Annotated in this window: 14 protein-coding genes and 2 pseudogenes; 8 read left to right on the plus strand and 8 right to left on the minus strand. The window is 63.3% G+C overall.

The window, feature by feature from the left end; translation table 11 throughout:
* Window positions 1-100 precede the first annotated feature (100 nt).
* The 4 genes and pseudogenes from VQ065_RS07220 to VQ065_RS07235 all read right to left on the minus strand — a co-directional run bounded on the left by VQ065_RS07220 (window position 101) and on the right by VQ065_RS07235 (window position 3686).
* Window positions 101-1646, minus strand: a pseudogene (locus VQ065_RS07220) (protein adenylyltransferase SelO).
* A complete protein-coding gene (locus tag VQ065_RS07225; protein ID WP_008647316.1) occupies window positions 1627-2115 on the minus strand; it encodes a peroxiredoxin family protein in 489 nt (162 codons plus the stop codon). Before VQ065_RS07225 ends, VQ065_RS07220 begins: the two are co-directional and overlap by 20 nt.
* Window positions 2116-2200: 85 nt before the next feature.
* On the minus strand, window positions 2201-2710 hold the full coding sequence (gene msrA / locus VQ065_RS07230; RefSeq protein WP_008652077.1) for a peptide-methionine (S)-S-oxide reductase MsrA: 510 nt from the start codon (window positions 2708-2710) through the stop codon (window positions 2201-2203).
* A gap of 124 nt (window positions 2711-2834) precedes the next feature.
* Window positions 2835-3686 (minus strand): AraC family transcriptional regulator, encoded by an 852-nt coding sequence (locus VQ065_RS07235; protein WP_052157284.1) that lies wholly within the window; start codon window positions 3684-3686, stop codon window positions 2835-2837.
* Between the two features lie 69 nt (window positions 3687-3755).
* On the opposite strand from VQ065_RS07235, the gene VQ065_RS07240 reads away from it, so the two are divergent.
* Window positions 3756-5618 carry a glutamine--tRNA ligase/YqeY domain fusion protein gene (locus VQ065_RS07240; protein ID WP_228530149.1) on the plus strand — a complete coding sequence of 621 codons (1863 nt, stop codon included), beginning with the start codon at window positions 3756-3758 and terminating at the stop codon, window positions 5616-5618.
* A 243-nt stretch (window positions 5619-5861) separates the two neighbouring features.
* On the opposite strand, the gene VQ065_RS07245 is transcribed toward VQ065_RS07240, so the two are convergent.
* Both VQ065_RS07245 and VQ065_RS07250 read right to left on the minus strand, forming a co-directional pair.
* On the minus strand, window positions 5862-6218 hold the full coding sequence (locus tag VQ065_RS07245; RefSeq protein ID WP_194774082.1) for a hypothetical protein: 357 nt from the start codon (window positions 6216-6218) through the stop codon (window positions 5862-5864).
* A 68-nt stretch (window positions 6219-6286) separates the two neighbouring features.
* Window positions 6287-6886 (minus strand): hypothetical protein, encoded by a 600-nt coding sequence (locus VQ065_RS07250; RefSeq protein WP_194774081.1) that lies wholly within the window; start codon window positions 6884-6886, stop codon window positions 6287-6289.
* A gap of 402 nt (window positions 6887-7288) precedes the next feature.
* Here VQ065_RS07250 and VQ065_RS07255 point away from each other — a divergent pair, with 402 nt between their 5' ends.
* Entirely contained in the window at window positions 7289-7870 is a 582-nt protein-coding gene (locus tag VQ065_RS07255; RefSeq protein WP_340080380.1) for a type IV toxin-antitoxin system AbiEi family antitoxin domain-containing protein, read from the plus strand.
* Between the two features lie 291 nt (window positions 7871-8161).
* Here the strand turns inward: VQ065_RS07255 and VQ065_RS07260 are convergent, their stop codons facing one another.
* Complete coding sequence (locus VQ065_RS07260) at window positions 8162-9325, minus strand: CaiB/BaiF CoA transferase family protein (RefSeq protein ID WP_340080381.1); 1164 nt, start codon at window positions 9323-9325, stop codon at window positions 8162-8164.
* Between the two features lie 14 nt (window positions 9326-9339).
* Window positions 9340-10848, minus strand: a complete 1509-nt coding sequence (locus VQ065_RS07265) for an aldehyde dehydrogenase family protein (protein WP_340080382.1) — start codon at window positions 10846-10848, stop codon at window positions 9340-9342.
* Between the two features lie 229 nt (window positions 10849-11077).
* Between VQ065_RS07265 and VQ065_RS07270 the strand changes: the two genes are divergently transcribed.
* From VQ065_RS07270 to VQ065_RS07295, 6 genes and pseudogenes are all read left to right on the plus strand, one after another.
* The gene (locus VQ065_RS07270) at window positions 11078-12274 is read left to right on the plus strand and encodes an ABC transporter substrate-binding protein (protein WP_340080383.1); all 1197 of its coding nucleotides are present in this window, start codon (window positions 11078-11080) and stop codon (window positions 12272-12274) included.
* 76 nt (window positions 12275-12350) lie between these two features.
* The gene (locus tag VQ065_RS07275) at window positions 12351-13235 is read left to right on the plus strand and encodes a branched-chain amino acid ABC transporter permease (protein WP_340080384.1); all 885 of its coding nucleotides are present in this window, start codon (window positions 12351-12353) and stop codon (window positions 13233-13235) included.
* A gap of 12 nt (window positions 13236-13247) precedes the next feature.
* Window positions 13248-13454, plus strand: coding sequence for a hypothetical protein (locus tag VQ065_RS07280; protein ID WP_340080385.1), 207 nt, complete (start codon window positions 13248-13250; stop codon window positions 13452-13454).
* A gap of 98 nt (window positions 13455-13552) precedes the next feature.
* Window positions 13553-16468, plus strand: a complete 2916-nt coding sequence (locus tag VQ065_RS07285) for a Tn3-like element IS1071 family transposase (RefSeq protein WP_003049965.1) — start codon at window positions 13553-13555, stop codon at window positions 16466-16468.
* A gap of 143 nt (window positions 16469-16611) precedes the next feature.
* A pseudogene (locus VQ065_RS07290) lies at window positions 16612-16851 on the plus strand (Tn3 family transposase); the annotation flags it as partial.
* Window positions 16752-17618, plus strand: a complete 867-nt coding sequence (locus VQ065_RS07295) for a DUF2130 domain-containing protein (RefSeq protein WP_199174987.1) — start codon at window positions 16752-16754, stop codon at window positions 17616-17618. The pseudogene VQ065_RS07290 and the gene VQ065_RS07295, both read left to right, overlap by 100 nt.
* Window positions 17619-17625: the final 7 nt, after the last annotated feature.

The following is a 17625-nucleotide window of genomic DNA, read 5'->3' on the forward strand; positions in this document are numbered from 1 at the left end:
GGGTCACACCCAGGGGAGCGGCCGCCTCGCCAAGGACACCGGGTTCCTGTTTCATTGTGGTCATGCGAAGTCTCCTTTCAGAAATCGTTGGGTACCCCAATCAGGTGCCGCAGAAGGTGCGGTGGGCTGCGGCCACTTCGGGCGAGGCCGGCAGCGTGAATGGCCGCGCGGACTCCACCGTCTCGTACGGCCGCCCCAGCACCGCCAGCAGGCGCTCGAACGGACCGAGGTCGGCCTCGTCCACGGCACTCGACAGCGCCGCCTCCACCTGGTGATTGCGCGGGATCACGAAGGGATTGACCGACCACGCCGTTGCGGCGCAGTCCTGCAAGGTCCTTCCCTCCCGGGCCATGCGCTGGCGCCAGCGCGCCAGCCAGTCCGAGAGCGCCGGGCGCTCCCGTCCGAACAGGTCGTGCAGTGCGGCATCCGGCCCCGTGATGGCGTCGGACAGGAGGCGGAACGCCAGCGTGAAGTCCACCTTTTCCCGCTGCAGCAGCTGCAGGAAGTCGTCCGCCAGGGCGCGGTCGTCCGGCTCTTCAGCGGCCAAGCCCAGCTTGGCGCGCAGCTGCCCGGTCCAATGCCGGTCAAAGCGCACGGCAAACCCGGCCACCACCTGTTCCACCCGTTCCACGACGTCGATATCGCGGGCGTCCAGAACCGGCAGCAACGCTTCGGCCAGACGGGCCAGGTTCCATTGCGCCATGGCCGGCTGCTGGCCGTAGGCATATCGCCCCTGACGGTCGATCGAGCTGAACACCGTGGCCGGATCGAAACCCTCCATGAACGCACACGGACCATAGTCGATGGTCTCGCCCGAGATGCTCATGTTGTCGGTGTTCATCACCCCGTGGATGAAGCCCACGCCCATCCAGCGTGCAATCAGCTGCGCCTGCCGCTCACAGACGGCCTCCAGCATCGGAATGGGCTTGTCGGAAAGCTTGGCGAGGGCGGGGTCATGCCGCGCCACGGCATAGTCGAGCAGCCGCCGAAGCATCACCTCCTCCTCCCGCGCCGCGAAGAACTCAAAAGTGCCCACCCGCAAGTGGCTGGCCGCCACGCGCACCAAGATCGCCCCGGGGGGCGAGCCCTCGCGGTTCACCCGCTCACCGGTCCGGATCACCGCCAGCGCACGCGTCGTGGGAATGCCCAACGCGTGCATGGCCTCGCCCATGAGGTACTCGCGCAGCTGCCGCCTTGCCATCGCCACGGCGCGAAAACGGCGTACGGCCCGACCCCTTGAGGGCCAGGTCCCGACGCTGTCCTGCCGTGTCGATGAGTTCCCCGAGCAGCAAGGCGCGGCCATCCCCCAAGTGTGGCGAGAACTGGCCGAACTGGTGCCCCGCGTAGGCCTGCGCCAGCGGCGCCGCCTCAGCCGGCATTTCCACGCCGGACAGCCACGCCAGACCGGTCGCAGACTTCAGCACCGCCGGTTCCAGCCCCAGCTCCAGCGCCAGGGCGTCGTTGAACTGCACCCAGGCCGGGGCCGGGGACGGCTCGGGCTTCCAAGGCACATAGAACCCCTGCATGTCCCGGAAGAAGCTGTTGTCAAACGGCAGCCGAAACGCCGGGCCCGTCCCCGGCGTCTTCGGCTCCGACACGGACTTTGGTGTGGAAGCACGCATGGCTTCAGGCCGCCTTGAGACCATCGTTCGAAGCGCCGAACGCCCCGATCAGCTGCCGCTCGTCGAGCTCGAAGTCGCTGTAGAGCACCTCATCCAGCGGATCGATCACCAAAAACCACGGCGTGCCCCGCGTCCCGTAGTCGGCCATGAGCGACGACGCCCGTCCGATCGCAGGGTCGTGTCCGAAAGGAATGTTCAAGCCGTAGCGCAGCTGCGTCTCGCGCAGGCGCTCGAAGGTGTTGGACTCGACGCCCTCGAACACGGTCTGCACCGCGGCAAACGCGAAGCCGCGATCACCCAACGCCTTGATCAGCTTCTGCAGGGTCGGAAAGCCATGGCTGTGGCAGCCCGGACACCAGTGCTGGAAGCAGAAGATCACTTTGAACCCGTCGCCCAGATCGGCCAGCTTCAGCGGTGCCATGCTGCGCCCTTCGCCGTCGATCCACCACGGCACCCGCAGCTCGGGCGCCCGTTGAATGCACTGGGATTGCATCACCATCTCCTCAGGAAGAAAACAGACACACCGGGTCGGCCCGCCCGCTGGCGCGCCGACCCCCACCGTTCTTGAGCGTTGACCGTCAGCCGATCTCGCGGCGCGGCAGCTTCCAGCCCGCGCGGGGGTAGTGACAGGTGTAGCCGTTGGGGTGCTTGACCAGGTAGTCCTGATGCTCGGGCTCGGCCTCCCAGAACGGCCCCGCGGGCGCGAGCTCGGTGACCACCTTGCCCGGCCACAAACCCGAGGCATTCACATCGGCAATGGTTTGCTGCGCCGTGGCCAGCTGCTCGTCCGAGGTGTAGAAGATGGCCGAACGGTAGGAGCTGCCGCGGTCATTGCCCTGGCGCCCCGGGGTGCTCGGATCGTGGATCTGGAAGAAGAACTCCAGCAGGTCGCGAAAGCTCGTCTGCGTGGGGTCGAACTCCACCTCCAACGCCTCGGCGTGGGTGCCGTGGTTGCGGTAGGTGGCGTTGGGCACATCGCCGCCGCTGTAGCCCACACGGGTGCGCAACACGCCAGGCAGCTTGCGCACCAGGTCCTGCATGCCCCAGAAACAACCGCCGGCCAGGACTGCTTTTTCGCTCGGGTTCATCGTGATCTCCTTCAAAGTTCTGCCTCAAGGCATTGAACCTGAAGTCGGGTCCGTTCGGCACAGCACAACGGCATTCGGCGTCCGCATCACGCCACCGATCGTCCAGAACCAGGGCGCGATGGACCTACGGCTGACTCAGATGCTCCATCTGCCAAGCGCTGGGCGATTGCCCCGAGGCCCGTTGAAACGCTCGCGCGAATGCGGTGGCATTACCGTAGCCCACCTGAGAGGCCACCGCCTTCACTGCCTGCCCTTGCGCGAGTAGGTTGCGGGCAACCGCCATGCGCCAGTGGGTCAAGTAGGTCAACGGCGGTATGCCCACCACCTGGACAAAGCGCAGGGCAAAGGCAGACCGGGACAGGTGCGCCAGCTCCGCCATGCTGTCAAGCGTCCAGTCGTGCTCTGGCGATTCGTGCAGCATGGACAGCACCACACCCAGACGGCTGTCGACCATGGCCTCCAGCACACCGCCGGACAGCAGTTGCCGATCAATCAGGTGACGCACAAGCACCACGAAGGTGTATTGCAGCAGGCGGTCGATCGCTGCCCGATAACCAAAAGCACGTGCCTCGGCCTCCTCGAACAGCAGCTCTACCGGTCGCTGCAGCGATGACGTGGCGGTCAAGTCAATCACCGTGACGTCCGGCAAGATCATGTCCAGCGGCGGCGCCAATTCACTGAGGGTGGCGCACATCAGGTCCACCCCCTGCGGCCCTGAGCCCTGAACCCAGTGCTCCAACGCGCGGGGAAGCAACAGCACGCTGGGCGCCCGCACGTTCAGCGGCGCAAAGCCCTTGCGCGTCAGTTGCAGCTCGCCGCGACTCAGCAGGTGCATCGTCCCCTGCTTGAGGCCGTCAGCCTCGGATCCCTGCGTCAGGGTACAGAGATTTCCCGAGAAAAACATGCGCGCCGTGGGAGTGAACCGTAACAGCTGGTTCAGCAGAGAGGCGTTCGGCAAGGGAGTGCTTTGGTTCAAGCGCGTGACACCTGTTGTGGGTTAGACCTTGATTATCTTGGAGCTTCCGCCTCTCCTTAGAATGACTGCATGCCCCCCCCGTCCCTTTCGTCCAGCATCTCTCGACACCACCAAGCTCCCGCAGAAATTGAGGGCCAGGCGCTCAGGACGTCAAACTTCCTGCGCCAGGTCATCGAGAAAGACCTCGCCACCGGCACCTACGCCCAGCGCCAGTGGGGCGGCGGCCCGGGTGATGCCGCCTTCCACGCCGCTGGCCAGCCCGACCCGGCCAAGATCCGCACCCGCTTCCCGCCCGAGCCCAACGGCTACCTGCACGTGGGCCACGCCAAGAGCATCTGCCTGAACTTCGGCCTGGCGCGCGACTACGGCGGCGTCTGCCACATGCGCTTTGACGACACCAACCCCGAGAAGGAAGAGAAGGAGTACGTGGACTCCATCCTCGACGCGGTGCAGTGGCTGGGCTTTAACTGGCAGAGCAGCTTCAACGGCAAGACCGAAGACCACCTGTACTACGCGTCGAACTACTTCGACTTCATGTACCGCGCGGCCGAACACCTTATCACCGCCGGCCACGCCTATGTGGACGAGCAGACAGCCGAAGACATGCGCATCAACCGCGGCGACTTCGGCAAGCCCGGCGTGGACAGCCCCTTCCGCACCCGCAGCCCGGAAGAGAACCTGGCCCGCTTCCGCGAGATGCGCGACGGCAAACTGGCCGACGGCGCCGCCGTGCTGCGCGCCAAGATCGACATGGCCTCGCCCAACATCAACATGCGCGACCCGGCCATCTACCGCATCCGCCGCGCCACGCACCACAACACGGGCGACGCCTGGTGCATCTACCCCATGTACACCTTCGCGCACCCCATCGAGGACGCGCTGGAGCAGATCACCCACAGCATCGCCACGCTGGAATTTGAAGACCAGCGCCCGTTCTACGACTGGTTGCTGGAGCGTTTGTGCGAAGGCGGCCTGCTCAAGGCCCCACCGCCGCGGCAGTACGAATTTGCGCGCCTGAACCTGACCTACGTGATCACCAGCAAGCGCAAGCTGGCGCAGCTGGTGAACGAGAAGAAAGTCAGCGGCTGGGACGACCCGCGCATGCCCACCATCGTCGGCCTGCGCCGCCGCGGCTACACGCCCGAGGCCATCCAGCTGTTTGCCGAACGCATCGGCGTGACCAAGAGCGATTCCTGGATCGACTACAGCACGCTCGACGGCTGCCTGCGCGAAGACCTGGAAAACAAGGCCCACCGCGGCATGGCCGTGCTTGACCCCGTCAAGCTGGTGCTCACCAACTGGGCCGAAGTGTTCGGCTCTGACGGCTACACCGAAGACTGCACCCAGCCCGCCCTGCCCCACAGCACCATTGCCGAAGGCCAGACGCCGCCGCCTGACCGCGTCTTCAAGATCGGCAAAGACGTTTGGATCGAACGCGAAGACTTTGAAGAAGTGCCGCCCAAGGGCTACAAGCGCCTGTTCCCAGGCAACGTGGTGCGCCTCAAAGGCGGCTACGTCATCGAATGCACTGGCGTCGGCGCCAAAGACGCCGACGGCAAAGTGACCGAAGTGCACGCCAACGTGATCGCCGGCACCAAGAGCGGCACGCCCGGCGCTGACAGCGTCAAGGCCAAGGCCGCCATCACCTGGGTGGGCGCGGCCGACGGCCGAGAAGCCGAAGTGCGTCTGTACGACCGCCTGTTCACCGACCCGCAACCCGACGCGGGCGGCAAGAACTTCCTGGACGCCCTCAACCCCGACAGCCTGAAGGTGGTGACGGCCTATGTGGAGCCGTCACTGGCTGCGGCCAAGCCGGACCAGAAATTCCAGTTTGAGCGCCACGGCTACTTCGTGGCCGACCGTGCGGACCATGGCGTGGTTGGGAAGGTGGTGTTCAACCGGGTCACGAGGTTGAAGGATCGCTGGGGTTGATCGCTATTCCCACTCTGTGCTTGCTTGATGCCCCGTACAAATCGTCTGTGTTGAAGAAATCGCCTTGCACCACTTCACTCTCAGAAGCTGGGGGCAACTATCTACTCCGTTTTGGCTAGTAGGCGAAAAGATCGCGCAGCACCATCATGGGTTATTGGTCCTTCTGTTCGGTCTGCGTGACCTCCCGCGCGGCATCGACAGCTGATGTTGAAAGCCTCGCGCCGCTGGCCTGGCTCGGCATGGTCAGGGATGCGCGCCGCCCAAGCGCCACTCGTCGGCCAAGTGGTGCAGGCTATCCATGTCTTGCATGGTCTCCCCGCGCTGGTCCTCAATCTCCAGTCGTCCGATTTTGCTGACGTTGCGAAAGTGCGCCGCAATGGTCGCCATGCTCCGCCCTCCCCCGGTGACTTTCACCATGACCTGCGGGGCGCGCCGAACGACGGTGGCTTGGATGCGTTGGCGAATGGCGTTGGCACGCTGGTGCACGCCCGAGGCGCCCAGCCTGGGCTGGGGCTTCACCTGGACGATGCGGTTGCCTGGATTGAACAGGCGGTCGCCCCAGGTGATGAGGATGCCGTCGAGCGAGGGGTTGTGAGACATGTTGGCTCCGTACGAATGACCTTGGACTGGCGCTCGCGGAGACGAGCGCCGTTAGCCAGATGGCGCTTTCATGGCTGGCTCCTTCGGTTGCCGGGCCGTGTGCGGCCCCTTGGTTCTGAGGTGGCGGGGCGGCGCGGCTGCAGGTCAGCGAGCGCGATGGAAGCGAGGTCGAGGTGCTGGTGCACATCGTGCGCCAGGTAATCGAGCGCCAAGCGCAGCGGCCTGGAGGACTCGTCTTCGCCTCGGCGCAGCAGCGTGCTCAGCAGGTGGAGGTTGCGGCTGAGGGTAGCCAGTTCTGCGGTGGATTCACTCAAGGCAACGATGTTCTCAACTCGGCTGGCACCGCCTGTCAACACGGGTACGCGGGCCACTAGACCGGTCAGGTAGGCACCGCGCGACAGGCCAGCGGCTCTGGCACCGGCTGCCAGTTGAGCTGCCTCCTCGGCGGTCATGCGGATCGAAAGCTTGACGTATGCAGTGTGCTCAGCCCCTTGGGGGACCTCCTCGCTTTGAGTCTCACCATTGACCACTAATAGACCCAGATCGCGCGCTACAGCGCTGCGCACCAGCTCCGACACGCTGACCCGTTGCGCCTGCGCACGAGCCACCAGCGCGGCCTTCAAGCCGCGCATTTCAACCGAGACGAAGTCGTATGTTGAGGTGTTCATTGCCGACGAATGGAGGGGCGCGGAGCGCTTGTGAAACTGGCGGCAGACCGCCTATCTCTGCACTCATCCATGAAGGCAGTCTGTCCCCGGATCGAGCACCCTGACGTGCTGGATTCGGGCGTAAATCCAGTGCGGAACTTGGGCGCAGAGGCATCTAAAGTGGCCTCAATCCCTCGATACGGTCGACTCAGGAGCACGACAACTGAACTATCTGAACCACCAGTGACCCGCCAGTGCACAAACTGAACAGGGAGTGAATCGCCACTGCATAGGCACTGAACCGGGACTCTCGACCGAATCCCGGAGTTTGTTATTTTAACTAGTTAATTGTTGACAAATAACTATTATTTACAACAAACTGCATGCATGGTTCATGGCAAAAACTCAACGATGGAATCCGCCGTGCTCGCACTCGCCGAGCGCCAGCCTCTTCTGCGCGCACGCGACTTGACCGCGCAGGCACTGCCGACCGTGGTGCTCAGCCGTCTGGTCGCTGCAGGCAAGCTGGAACGGGTGGCACGCGGCGTCTACAGCCTGCCGGGGCGTCCAATCAGCGAGCACCGGTCCCTGGCCGAAGTAGCGCTGCGGGCGCCGCGTGGTGTCGTGTGCCTGCTGTCGGCGCTGCGCGTCCATGGCATTGGCACCCAGGCGCCGTTCGAGGTCTGGCTGGCGATCCCTCCGCACACACCCACACCCCGACTGGACCAGCCGGCGCTGCGTGTGGTGCGCATGTCGGGCCCGGCCCTCACTGAAGGTGTTGAACCCATCGACATCGATGGCGTGCGAGTCCCGGTTTTCAACGCCAACAAGACGGTGGCCGACTGCTTCAAGTACCGCAACAAGATCGGCATGGACGTGGCGTTGGAGGCGCTGCGCGATGGCTGGGCGCAGCGCAAGCTGACCATCGATGCGCTGTGGCACCACGCCGCGGTCAACCGCGTGGCCAACGTGATGCGGCCCTACCTGGAAAGCGTGACGGTGTGATGTTTCATCGCCACACGTACCCTGCTCAGATGCACACACTTGAACTGACCGGACAGCTCATGTAGCCCAGACCGTTTGGCCTGGTGGTATTTTTGGTGGTATCTCGAAACTTAGACCACACAAAATTGAGGTTTCATGCGGCCTGCAGAGCATGATGTGAACGACGCCCTCCCGCCAAAAATGAGTCCCAGCGCCTGCCAAGGCGTCTCGACAGACCACCCGAATGCCCCGGTTCACCCAGTGAACCGGGGCATTTTTGTTTTCAGGCGCCTGTGAGCGCCGGTCACCGCGTCATTTGGAGAACGATGCGGTTTCTTCAGGCGCAAATTCGGAACGCAGGGCGGCCCCGTGTGCATCCAGTGCCGGTGCGTCCTTGTAGAGCTCGTCATCCCATTCTGTGATCCAGGGAAGCGCGGGCACTTCAGCCATGTGGCCGTTGACGCGCATGCGGCGGATGCGCAGTTGCGGGTGGGTGATCAGGTCTTGTACCGAATTGACACTGCCAAAGGCGGTTTTGGCCGTGGTCAGCCGATCAATGGCCTGCGCGGACGTCATGCCCGCGAACACTTCCGCCACGGTCCCGTCGACGACCGAGCGGTTGGCCACGCGTACCGCGTTGGTGCGAAACCTTGGATCGGCGGGCAGGTCCGGGCGCTTCAGCACCTCGCGGCAAAAATCCACCCACTCGCGTTCGTTCTGTATGGACACCAGGATGTCGCGCCCATCGGCACAGGTGAACGCGCCGTAAGGTGCAATCGAGGGGTGCTTCAGGCCCACCCGCTCCGGCGCCTTGCCGCCGTGGCGCGCCTGCAGGAGCGGCACGCCCATGAGTTCGGCGGCGGAATCGAACAGCGATACCTTGATGCCCGAGCCCCGGCTGGTGCGTTCGCGCATGAGCAGCGCCTGCTGGATGCCGATGACCGCGTTCATGCCGGCGGTGATGTCGCACAGCGACACCCCGATGCGCCCCCATTCACCCGGCGCACCGCTGATGGAGACCAGACCACTCTCGGCCTGGATGAGCAGGTCGTAGGCCTTCATCAGTTGCAGGCTTCCGTGGTCTCCATAGCCCGAGATGTCGCACGTGATCAGGCGCGGGTGGCGCTGTCGCAGCGCATCGGAGCCGATGCCCAGCCTCGTGGTGGCGCCGGGCGCCAGGTTCTGGATGAAGACATCGGCGCGCACCAGCATTCGCTGGAGCAACTCAAGCTCTGCGGGGCGCTTGAGGTCCAGCGCGATCGACTCCTTCCCCCGGTTGATCCACACAAAGTACGACGATTCGCCGTGCACGGCGTGGTCGTAACCACGGGCGAAGTCACCCTCGGGGCGCTCAACCTTGATGACCCGGGCGCCGGCATCTCCCAGGCGGCTGGTGCACCAGGGCGCGGCCACCGCCTGCTCCAGGGCCACCACAAGGATGCCGTCCAGCGGCTTGGCTGTCGTTTGTCCGCTCATGGGCGCTCCATGGTTCAGCCGTGGTGGTGGACCACGGTCTTGACGGTGCTCATCTCTTCGAGGGCAATGAAGCCCTTCTCGCGCCCATGGCCGCTGCGTTTGGTGCCGCCGAAAGGCAGCTCGATGCCGCCGCCCGCGCCATAGCAATTGATGAACATCTGCCCGGTCTTGATGCGCTTGGCCATGCGCGCCTGGCGATCACCGTCGCGTGTCCACACGCTGGCCACCAGGCCGTACTCCGTGCCGTTGGCAATGCGAACCGCGTCTTCCTCGTCATCAAAGGGAATGGCGGCGAGCACCGGACCAAAGACTTCCTCCTGGGCCAGCCGCGAGGACGGATCCACCGGGCCAAACACCGTGGGAGCCACGAACTGCCCGCCCTGGGGCAGCGTGGTGGGCAACGCCGTCTGCACCATCACGGGCACCCCTGCGCTGGCGTTCTCTTCCACATAGCGCAGCACCCGCTCGCGCTGGCGTGCGTTGATGACCGGTCCCAGATCGGGGTCCTGGTCCGGCGTACCGACGCGAAGCGCCCGAAACTTGGCGTTCACCTGTGCCATGAAGCTGTCGAAAATGCCGCGCTCCACCAGCACCCGACTGCCCGCGGAGCAGGTCTGGCCGGTGTTCTGGGTGATGGCCTTGACCACCGTGGTGGCGGCCTTCTCCAGATCGGCGTCGGCAAACACCACCTGGGGCGATTTGCCGCCCAGCTCCAGCACCACCGGCACGTAGTTTTTTGCTGCAGCCGCTTGCACCTGTTCACCCGCCTGGGGTGAGCCGGTGAAGGTGATGAAGTCGATGCCGCGGTGCCCCGAGAGCGCAGCGCCGGCCTCCGGCCCGATGCCCGTGACGACGTTGATGCTGCCGGGCGGAAACCCCACCTCGTGCGCCAGCTGCGCCACCTCAAGACAGCTCAGGCACGCTTCCTCGGAAGGTTTGAGCACGGTGGCATTGCCCATGGCCAGCGCGGGTGCCAGTGTGCGGCCAAACATCTGGGCCGGGTAGTTCCACGGAATGATGTGGCCGGTGACGCCGTGCGGTTCGCGCACGAGCTTGACGTCGTAGCCGGCGAGAAACGGGATGGTCTGGCCATGCACCTTGTCGGCAGCCCCGCCATAGAACTCGAAATAGCGCACCAGGGCCTGAAGATCGTTGCGCGCCACGGTGATGGGTTTGCCGGTGTCGTGAGCCTCCACCCAGGACAGCCGCTCGGCCTCGTCGCTCACGCGCTGGGCCAGCTTCATGAGCAGACGCCCGCGCTCGGTGGGGGTCATGCGGCCCCAGGGGCCGTCCAGCGCGGCGCGCGCAGCGGCCACCGCCAGGTCCATCTCGCGCTGCCCGCCGCGCGCCAGGTTGCCGATGAGCTGGCCAGTGGCCGGCGCCAGCGTCGGCACGGTGCGCGCATCGAGCGAGTCGATCCACTGGCCGTCGATGAAGTGGCGGTGAGTCTGGGCCACGATGGCTCCGGTGTGCGCAAAGCTGAGCCGGCCGGGCACGGCGTGGATGGTGGCGATGGTGGTCATGGTGTGGTCTCCGTCGGGTGTTCTGCAATGCGGTCATTGTGGGAACCGCCGTCACGGGCCGGAATTGCTTTTGTTCGAAGCGTGCATTGCCGAGCCCGCAACACGTCCGTTGCGTCGGGCTTAACTCTGCTTTGCCCACTTCGAAATGGGCGAACACCCACCATCGGCCCGACACTGCAGCGGCATTGGCCCAAGACCGTCCAGGTCATCACTACACAGGAGACAAACCATGCAACGCTTCACCGCCATTTTTTCCGCCGTGGCCTGCACCGTGGCCCTGGCGTCCGTGTCAGCGCCGGCCCAGGCGCAAGAGCGCACGATCAAGATTTACGGCATGGGCGCCAAGAGCGGCGTGGTCCGCATCTTCGGCATCCAGAGCGAGGCCGCCATGCAGGCCGCAGCCGACCAGATCAACGCCGCCGGTGGCGTGACCCTGGGTGATGGCGCCAAGGCCAAGCTGGTGATCGACTACCTGGACGACCGCTGCAACGCCGAGGAAGGCATCAACGTGTTGCGCCGGATCGCGGCTCAACCCGACGCCATCGTGGCTGTGGGTCCGACCTGCAGCAACGTGGCCGAGCCGGTGTTCGGCCTTCTGCAGAAGAAGGCGGGTGATGCCAGCGACTCCGGCATCCAGTTCCCGCTGTACACCGACGTGGCCGCCAAGGGCGGCCTGGCCTCGATCTCCGAATGGTCGTTCCGCAACGTGCCCAGCGAAGCGGCCATGTACAAGTCGGTGTTCGAGTGGGTGGGTGCCACCCGCAAGGACCTCAAGACCTTCTGGGGCGGCGTCGAGAAAGACTTTGCCCACAGCAACGCCACCTTCAACGTGATGAAGGACAACGCCGGCAAGGTGGGCCTGGAGGTCATGGGCCAGAGCGAATGGCTGCTGGCCGACACCACCTTCAGCACCCAGGTGCGCGAGATCAAACGCGCCAACCCCGATGTGGTGGCCATCTCGGCCCATCCGTTCACCACCTGCGGTGTGCTCAAGGAAATGCAGCGCCAGGGTGTCAAGCCCAAACTCGTGATCGGCCTGACCAGCTCATCGAGCATGGAGACACTGCAAGGCTGCGCCCAGCAGGCCGAAGGCATCATCATCCCGACCAGCTTTGCACCTGTGACGGCCGAGGCCAAGGCGGCCGCCGAGGCGGTGGCGGCGAAGAAGTCGAACATGGACCTGCACAACGCGGCGGCCTGGGAAAACATCTTCACGCTCAAGAAGATCATTGAAGAACAAAAGATCATGGGCAAGCCCGACACGGTCGCGGCAGACCGCCAGAAGATGCGCCAGGGCCTGGCCTCCCTGAAGCAGACACAAGGGCTGCTCGGCCCGGTGGAGCGGTCCGCCGACCGGGAGGCGATCAAGCCATTCCTGTTCGTGCAGGCCAAGGGCGGCGCCTGGACAGTGGCGCACAAGCCCTGACCTGCTGCCCTGCCCGATACGAGTCGAAGGCGCCCCGCACGGGGCGCCCTCATCGCACACCCACCGCATCCGCCACATGACCTACCTCGACCTGTTGGACCTGACCCAGTCGGTGATTGACGGCGTGCTGTTCGGCACCATCTACGCGCTGATCGGCATCGGCTTCACGCTCATCTTTGGCGTGATGCACAAAATCAACCTGTCGTACGCAGCGGCGTCCGTGGGCGCGGCGTACCTGAGCCTGCTCATCGTGCAGAGCGCGCCGCCGGCGCTGGTGTTCGTGGCTGCGGCGCTGGTGGGGGGTGTGCTGGGCGCGGTGGTCTACCTCGTGTGCTTTCACTTTCTGCCGCTCAACAAGCCGCTGGCCACGCTGATGTCCACGGTGGGCATGTTGCTGCTGATCGAGGAAGCCATCGTGCACGCCACCGCCGGCATGCCCCAGAACTACCCGGCCATGTGGGTGGGCTCCAACATCGACATCGGTCCGATCTCGCTGCGTGGAGACCTGCTGTTTGTCTTTGTGCTGGGCTGCACCGCCATGATCGGCCTGACGCTGCTGCTCAAGCGCACCCGCCTGGGGCTGGCCACGCGAGCCGTCTCGCAGCAGGGCACGGCCGCACGCCTGTGCGGGATGAACATCACCACCACCAACCTCGGCACCTTCGTCATCGCCGGGCTGCTCGGTGGCACCGCCGGCGCCATGGCCGGGGCCGCCATCGGTGTGCTCTCGCCCCTGCTCACGCTGCCGCTCACGGTCAAGGGTCTGGTGGTGACGGTCATCGGCGGGCTGGGCAGCATCCCGGGCGCCATCGTGGCCGGCTTGCTGGTGGGTGGATTCGAGAACCTGTTCCAGTACTGGCGCGGCGTGAGCGAGCGTGACATCTACGTGATGCTGCTGCTGTTCGCCTTCCTGGTGTTCCGACCGGGCGGACTCTTCAAACCGCCAGCTGGCCGCGACTGAAAGACACATCCCATGGATTTTTATCTCGGACTCGCGCAGGTCATCGGTGTGCACACACTGCTGGGGCTGTCGGCCTGGTGCGTGCTGCACACGGGGCAGGTTTCGCTGGCCCAAGGTGGTTTCTTTGCCATCGGCGCGTACGCCGCCGGCATGTTGACCACGATGGCGGGCTGGGGTCTCCTCGTTTTCAGTGCAATAAGTGACGGTACGCAAAGCTAGCACTGGCGCGGGGGTGGTCTGGGTAGACCGTTGATTTCATTGACTTTCCTGTTCGCTTTGTAAACGGGTATGGTGGCCTCCCACTTTTGAGGTTCACGATGCAGGGTTGGCACACAACGTTTTTGGGGATGCGTGGGCTCCCCCGCGATATCAGCGACTTCGAGATGAAGGCATTTTTCACCTTCGATGGTGCCGAGCGCGACGCAATCAATGCACGCCGAGGTGATTCCCACAAGCTTGGTCTGGCGCTCCATATTGGTTTCCTGCGCATGAGTGGGCGTTTGCTCGGTGCCTTTCGGGTAATTCCAGTAGCCTTGTGGCGCCACCTTGGCAACGAGCTTGGCATTGCAGCACCAGAAGTCGCCTCGCTGAGAGCCATGTATGAACGCGGGCGCACGCTATTCGATCACCAACAAGTAGCCTGCACGGTCCTTGGATTCCAGTGGATGAGCGAGCACCAGCGCCGCTCACTGGTACGTGAACTGCGCGACGAAGTGGCGCGCTGCGCCGACCGCGATCAGCTACTCGTGCGGGCGCGTCAATGGCTGTACAAGAACAAGCTGGTGATCGTGCACGAGCGGGCAATTCGGACACTGATTGCGGCGGCACTTGCCCAGCTTGAAGTTGAAACAGGCACCGCCATCGCCGCCAGCGTTGATCCAGCAACACTTGATCGCTGGCGAGCCTCAGTTTCAGAGCTGCGCCCAGATGGACAAACCCAGCAGAGTTGGCTATGGGCTGCACCGGCGAAACACTCAACCCGCCAAATCAGCGAGGTACTGGAGCGCATCGACCTGCTTTACACGCTGGACGTTCATAAGCACCTGGCAGACATCCCCGATCTCATCTTGCGCCGCTACGCGCGCCGACTTGTCTCCAGGCCGCCCTCAGCCGGAGCCAAGATCAAAGAGCCAGCGCGCACCGTGGAGGTCGCATGCTTTCTTCGGTATTGCCTGTTCACCACCACAGACCAGTTGATCCTTATGGTGCAGCGCCGGATCGCCGATCTGTGGCGTCAGGCTGCCGCCGATGTCCCCGCTACCGTCAATTGGGCCGCAATGTACAAAACGCTGCTCGGCGAACTTGTTGCCTTGAGCGCGCAAGGTGCGGTGCCAGATGCTGAGTTGCGTGCCCGTCTTGAAGCCTTGATCACCGAAACCCAGAAACGCAAACCACCGAGCAGGGCCTCCCTGGTCCGCGAGGGATTGATTGATGGAATTCGCCCCGTGCGGTCGTTGCTCGTCGCCATTGCAAAGCTGCCCTGGCAGGCCACCGGCGAGCATCCTGCCATCGAGTACCTTGCCAAGCTGCAAGCTTTATATCTCAAAGGATCCAGAAAGCTGCCAGTTGAAGTGGTGGCACCAAGTCTGGGAATGATCTGGCAGGTTTCGATCTCCAGCCCAGACCGGGAACGGGCGTTTCAGGCGTTGGAGGTGGCCACCCTGTTTGCCCTGCGCCGCGCGGTGCGCAATGGCTCGGTCTGGATTGAGCACAGCCTGAGCTTTCGGGGTCGTGCGCGCTTGTTCTTCACGGACGAGCGTTGGCAGGCAGAGTCCAAGAAACACTATGCCCGTCTATCGTTACCCAGCAAGGCTGCCACTTTCTTGAAGCCTTTGCTGGCCAGAGTAACTGCCGGTGTCGATGCGGTGGCCGCTGCAGCCCGCAGTGGCGTACTGCGCGTGGATGATGAACTCCATTTGTCGCCATTGCCCGCAGAGGACGAAGACCCAGAAGTGACCAAGCTGCGCGCGGCTTTGGATCACCGCATCGGTGAGGTTCAATTGCCGGAAGTGATTCTGGCCGTTGACGCCCAGGTGCGCTTTAGCTGGATCATGCTCGGACGTGAGCCGCGCTCTACCGACGAGCTGCTGATGGTCTATGCCGGCATCATGGCCCACGGCACCAGTCTGACTGCGGTCGAATGCGCGCGCATGATTCCGCAATTGTCTGCCACCAGCATTCGCCAGGCCATGCGCTGGGCGCGGGACGAACGGCGTCTGAGCCAGGCCTGCCAGGCTGTGCTGGAATTCATGCAGCGACACCCGATTGCCGCCACCTGGGGGCGGTCCGATTTGGCATCTTCTGACATGATGAGCATGGAGACCACCAAACGGGTGTGGCAAGCCCGGCTTGATCCTCGGCGCAACACACCTTCCATTGGAATCTACTCCCATGTAAAAGACCGGTGGGGCATCTTCCATGCGCAGCCCTTTGTGCTCAATGAGCGCCAGGCGGGCGTGGCCATTGAAGGTGTCATCCGCCAAGAAAAGCTGGAGACCAGCCAGCTTGCTGTGGATACCCATGGCTACACCGACTTTGCCATGTCACATGCCCGTTTGCTTGGTTTTGATCTTTGCCCGCGGTTGAAGGAACTCAAACAGCGCCACCTCTTTGTGCCACGCGGCACCAAAGTGCCCGCAGAAATCGCTGCGGTGTGCGAAGCCAATGTCGACGTCGCTTTGATCGAAAAGCATTGGGATAGTCTGGTGCACCTGGCAGCCTCGGTCATGAGCGGACATGCCAGTGCGGTGGCAGCTCTTGCGCGGTTCGGTTCTGCCGCCCAGGGCGATCCAATCTATGAGGCTGGCGTGCAATTGGGGCGGTTGCTGCGTACGGCGTTTTTGGCTGACTACTTTGTCAAGGACGCTTTCAGGAACGAGTTGCGCCGGGTGCTCAATCGGGGCGAGGCTGTTAACGCCCTCAAGCGCGCCATTTATACCGGCCGGATCAGCCCGGCGCAGGCCAAACGTGTCGATGAAATGCAGGCTGTGGCCGATGCGTTGAGCCTGATGGCCAACATCGTGATGGCGTGGAATACCTCACAGATGCAGGCGGTCCTGGATCGCTGGTCGAACCGCCGCCAGGTCATTCCACCGGAACTGATCGGGAAGATTGCGCCCACCAGGCTGGAGAGCATCAACTTGCGGGGTGTGTTTCGCTTCCCGGTTGACCGCTATGCTGACCAAATCCTGCCTTCGCGGCCAAATGCATCGATAACTGGCACCAATGGATGAAACCGACCACGGTTTGACGCCACGAATCGCAGATTTGAAAGTGAACAGGAAAGTCAATGAAATCAACGATCTACCAACACCACCTCCGCGCCAGTGCTAGCTTTTCGTACCGTCACTTATTGCACTGAAAACGAGGAGACCCCTACCGGGCTAGCGGCCTCAATCTGGTAACGGCTGCCGTCGTGTTGTGGAACACGGTCTATCTGGAACGGGCTGCGCACGCGCTGCGTGGCAACGGCCATGCCGTTGATGACGCGCTGTTGCAGTACCTGTCGCCGCTCGGTTGGGAGCACATCAACCTCACCGGCGATTACCTCTGGCGCAGCAGCGCCAAGATCGGCGCGGGCAAGTTCAGGCCGCTACGACCGCTGCAACCGGCTTAGCGTGCTTTATTTTCCGTTTTCTGAGGCGACCCCTTGAGCAACATTGCGAGACCGAGTTCAATCGAATTCGCGCCACCGCATTTCCGAGGGCGTATTTCGAGAAGGACAACGATGCGCGCAGCGGCAGCAAGGGAGACTACATCTTTCGCGACTCCGATGAAGCTGGCACCGAGATCGTCTCGATCATGTTCGAGATGAAGAACGAGAATGACGAAACTGCCACCAAGAAGAAGAACGAAGACTTCCTGAAGGAGCTCGACAAGGATCGCACCGAGAAGGGCTGTGATTATGCGGTGCTAGTTTCTCTACTCGAACCGGACAGTGAGTTATATAACACTGGGATCATTGATATGTCCCACCGCCACCCGAAGATGTACATTGTTCGGCCGCAATTTTTCATTCCCATCATCACGCTGCTGCGAAATGCGGCGATGAATTCGCTCAAGTACAAATTGGAACTGGCGCTCGTGAAGGCGCAAAACATCGATATCACGAACTTCGAGACCCAGCTGGATACGTTCAAGACCGCATTCGCGAAAAACTACGACCTCGCCTCCAGGCGATTTCAGACAGCAATCGATGAAATTGACAAGTCGATCGACCACCTACAGAAGACGAAGGAGGCCCTGCTTGGCACCGACAGGAATCTTCGACTTGCGAACGACAAGGCGCAGGACGTGACGATCAAGAAGTTGACTCGGGGTAACCCAACAATGGCTGCGAAGTTCGCCGAACTCAAGGACGGCGGATCTTCTGATGCTGAATGAGTCTGGT

It is taken from the genome of Pseudomonas sp. KBN10P06128 (assembly GCF_037574945.1).
GTDB lineage: Bacteria > Pseudomonadota > Gammaproteobacteria > Pseudomonadales > Pseudomonadaceae > Pseudomonas > Pseudomonas aeruginosa.

What these genes read in the sequence shown, in the direction of transcription:
- VQ065_RS07225 (WP_008647316.1), bottom strand. Translation starts at nt 2,115, where the DNA reads ATGCAATCCCAGTGCATTCAACGGGCGCCCGAGCTGCGGGTGCCGTGG.
- msrA (WP_008652077.1), bottom strand. Translation starts at nt 2,710, where the DNA reads ATGAACCCGAGCGAAAAAGCAGTCCTGGCCGGCGGTTGTTTCTGGGGC.
- VQ065_RS07240 (WP_228530149.1), top strand. Translation starts at nt 3,756, where the DNA reads ATGCCCCCCCCGTCCCTTTCGTCCAGCATCTCTCGACACCACCAAGCT.
- VQ065_RS07245 (WP_194774082.1), bottom strand. Translation starts at nt 6,218, where the DNA reads ATGTCTCACAACCCCTCGCTCGACGGCATCCTCATCACCTGGGGCGAC.
- VQ065_RS07250 (WP_194774081.1), bottom strand. Translation starts at nt 6,886, where the DNA reads ATGAACACCTCAACATACGACTTCGTCTCGGTTGAAATGCGCGGCTTG.
- VQ065_RS07260 (WP_340080381.1), bottom strand. Translation starts at nt 9,325, where the DNA reads ATGAGCGGACAAACGACAGCCAAGCCGCTGGACGGCATCCTTGTGGTG.
- VQ065_RS07265 (WP_340080382.1), bottom strand. Translation starts at nt 10,848, where the DNA reads ATGACCACCATCGCCACCATCCACGCCGTGCCCGGCCGGCTCAGCTTT.
- VQ065_RS07270 (WP_340080383.1), top strand. Translation starts at nt 11,078, where the DNA reads ATGCAACGCTTCACCGCCATTTTTTCCGCCGTGGCCTGCACCGTGGCC.
- VQ065_RS07275 (WP_340080384.1), top strand. Translation starts at nt 12,351, where the DNA reads ATGACCTACCTCGACCTGTTGGACCTGACCCAGTCGGTGATTGACGGC.
- VQ065_RS07280 (WP_340080385.1), top strand. Translation starts at nt 13,248, where the DNA reads ATGGATTTTTATCTCGGACTCGCGCAGGTCATCGGTGTGCACACACTG.
- VQ065_RS07285 (WP_003049965.1), top strand. Translation starts at nt 13,553, where the DNA reads ATGCAGGGTTGGCACACAACGTTTTTGGGGATGCGTGGGCTCCCCCGC.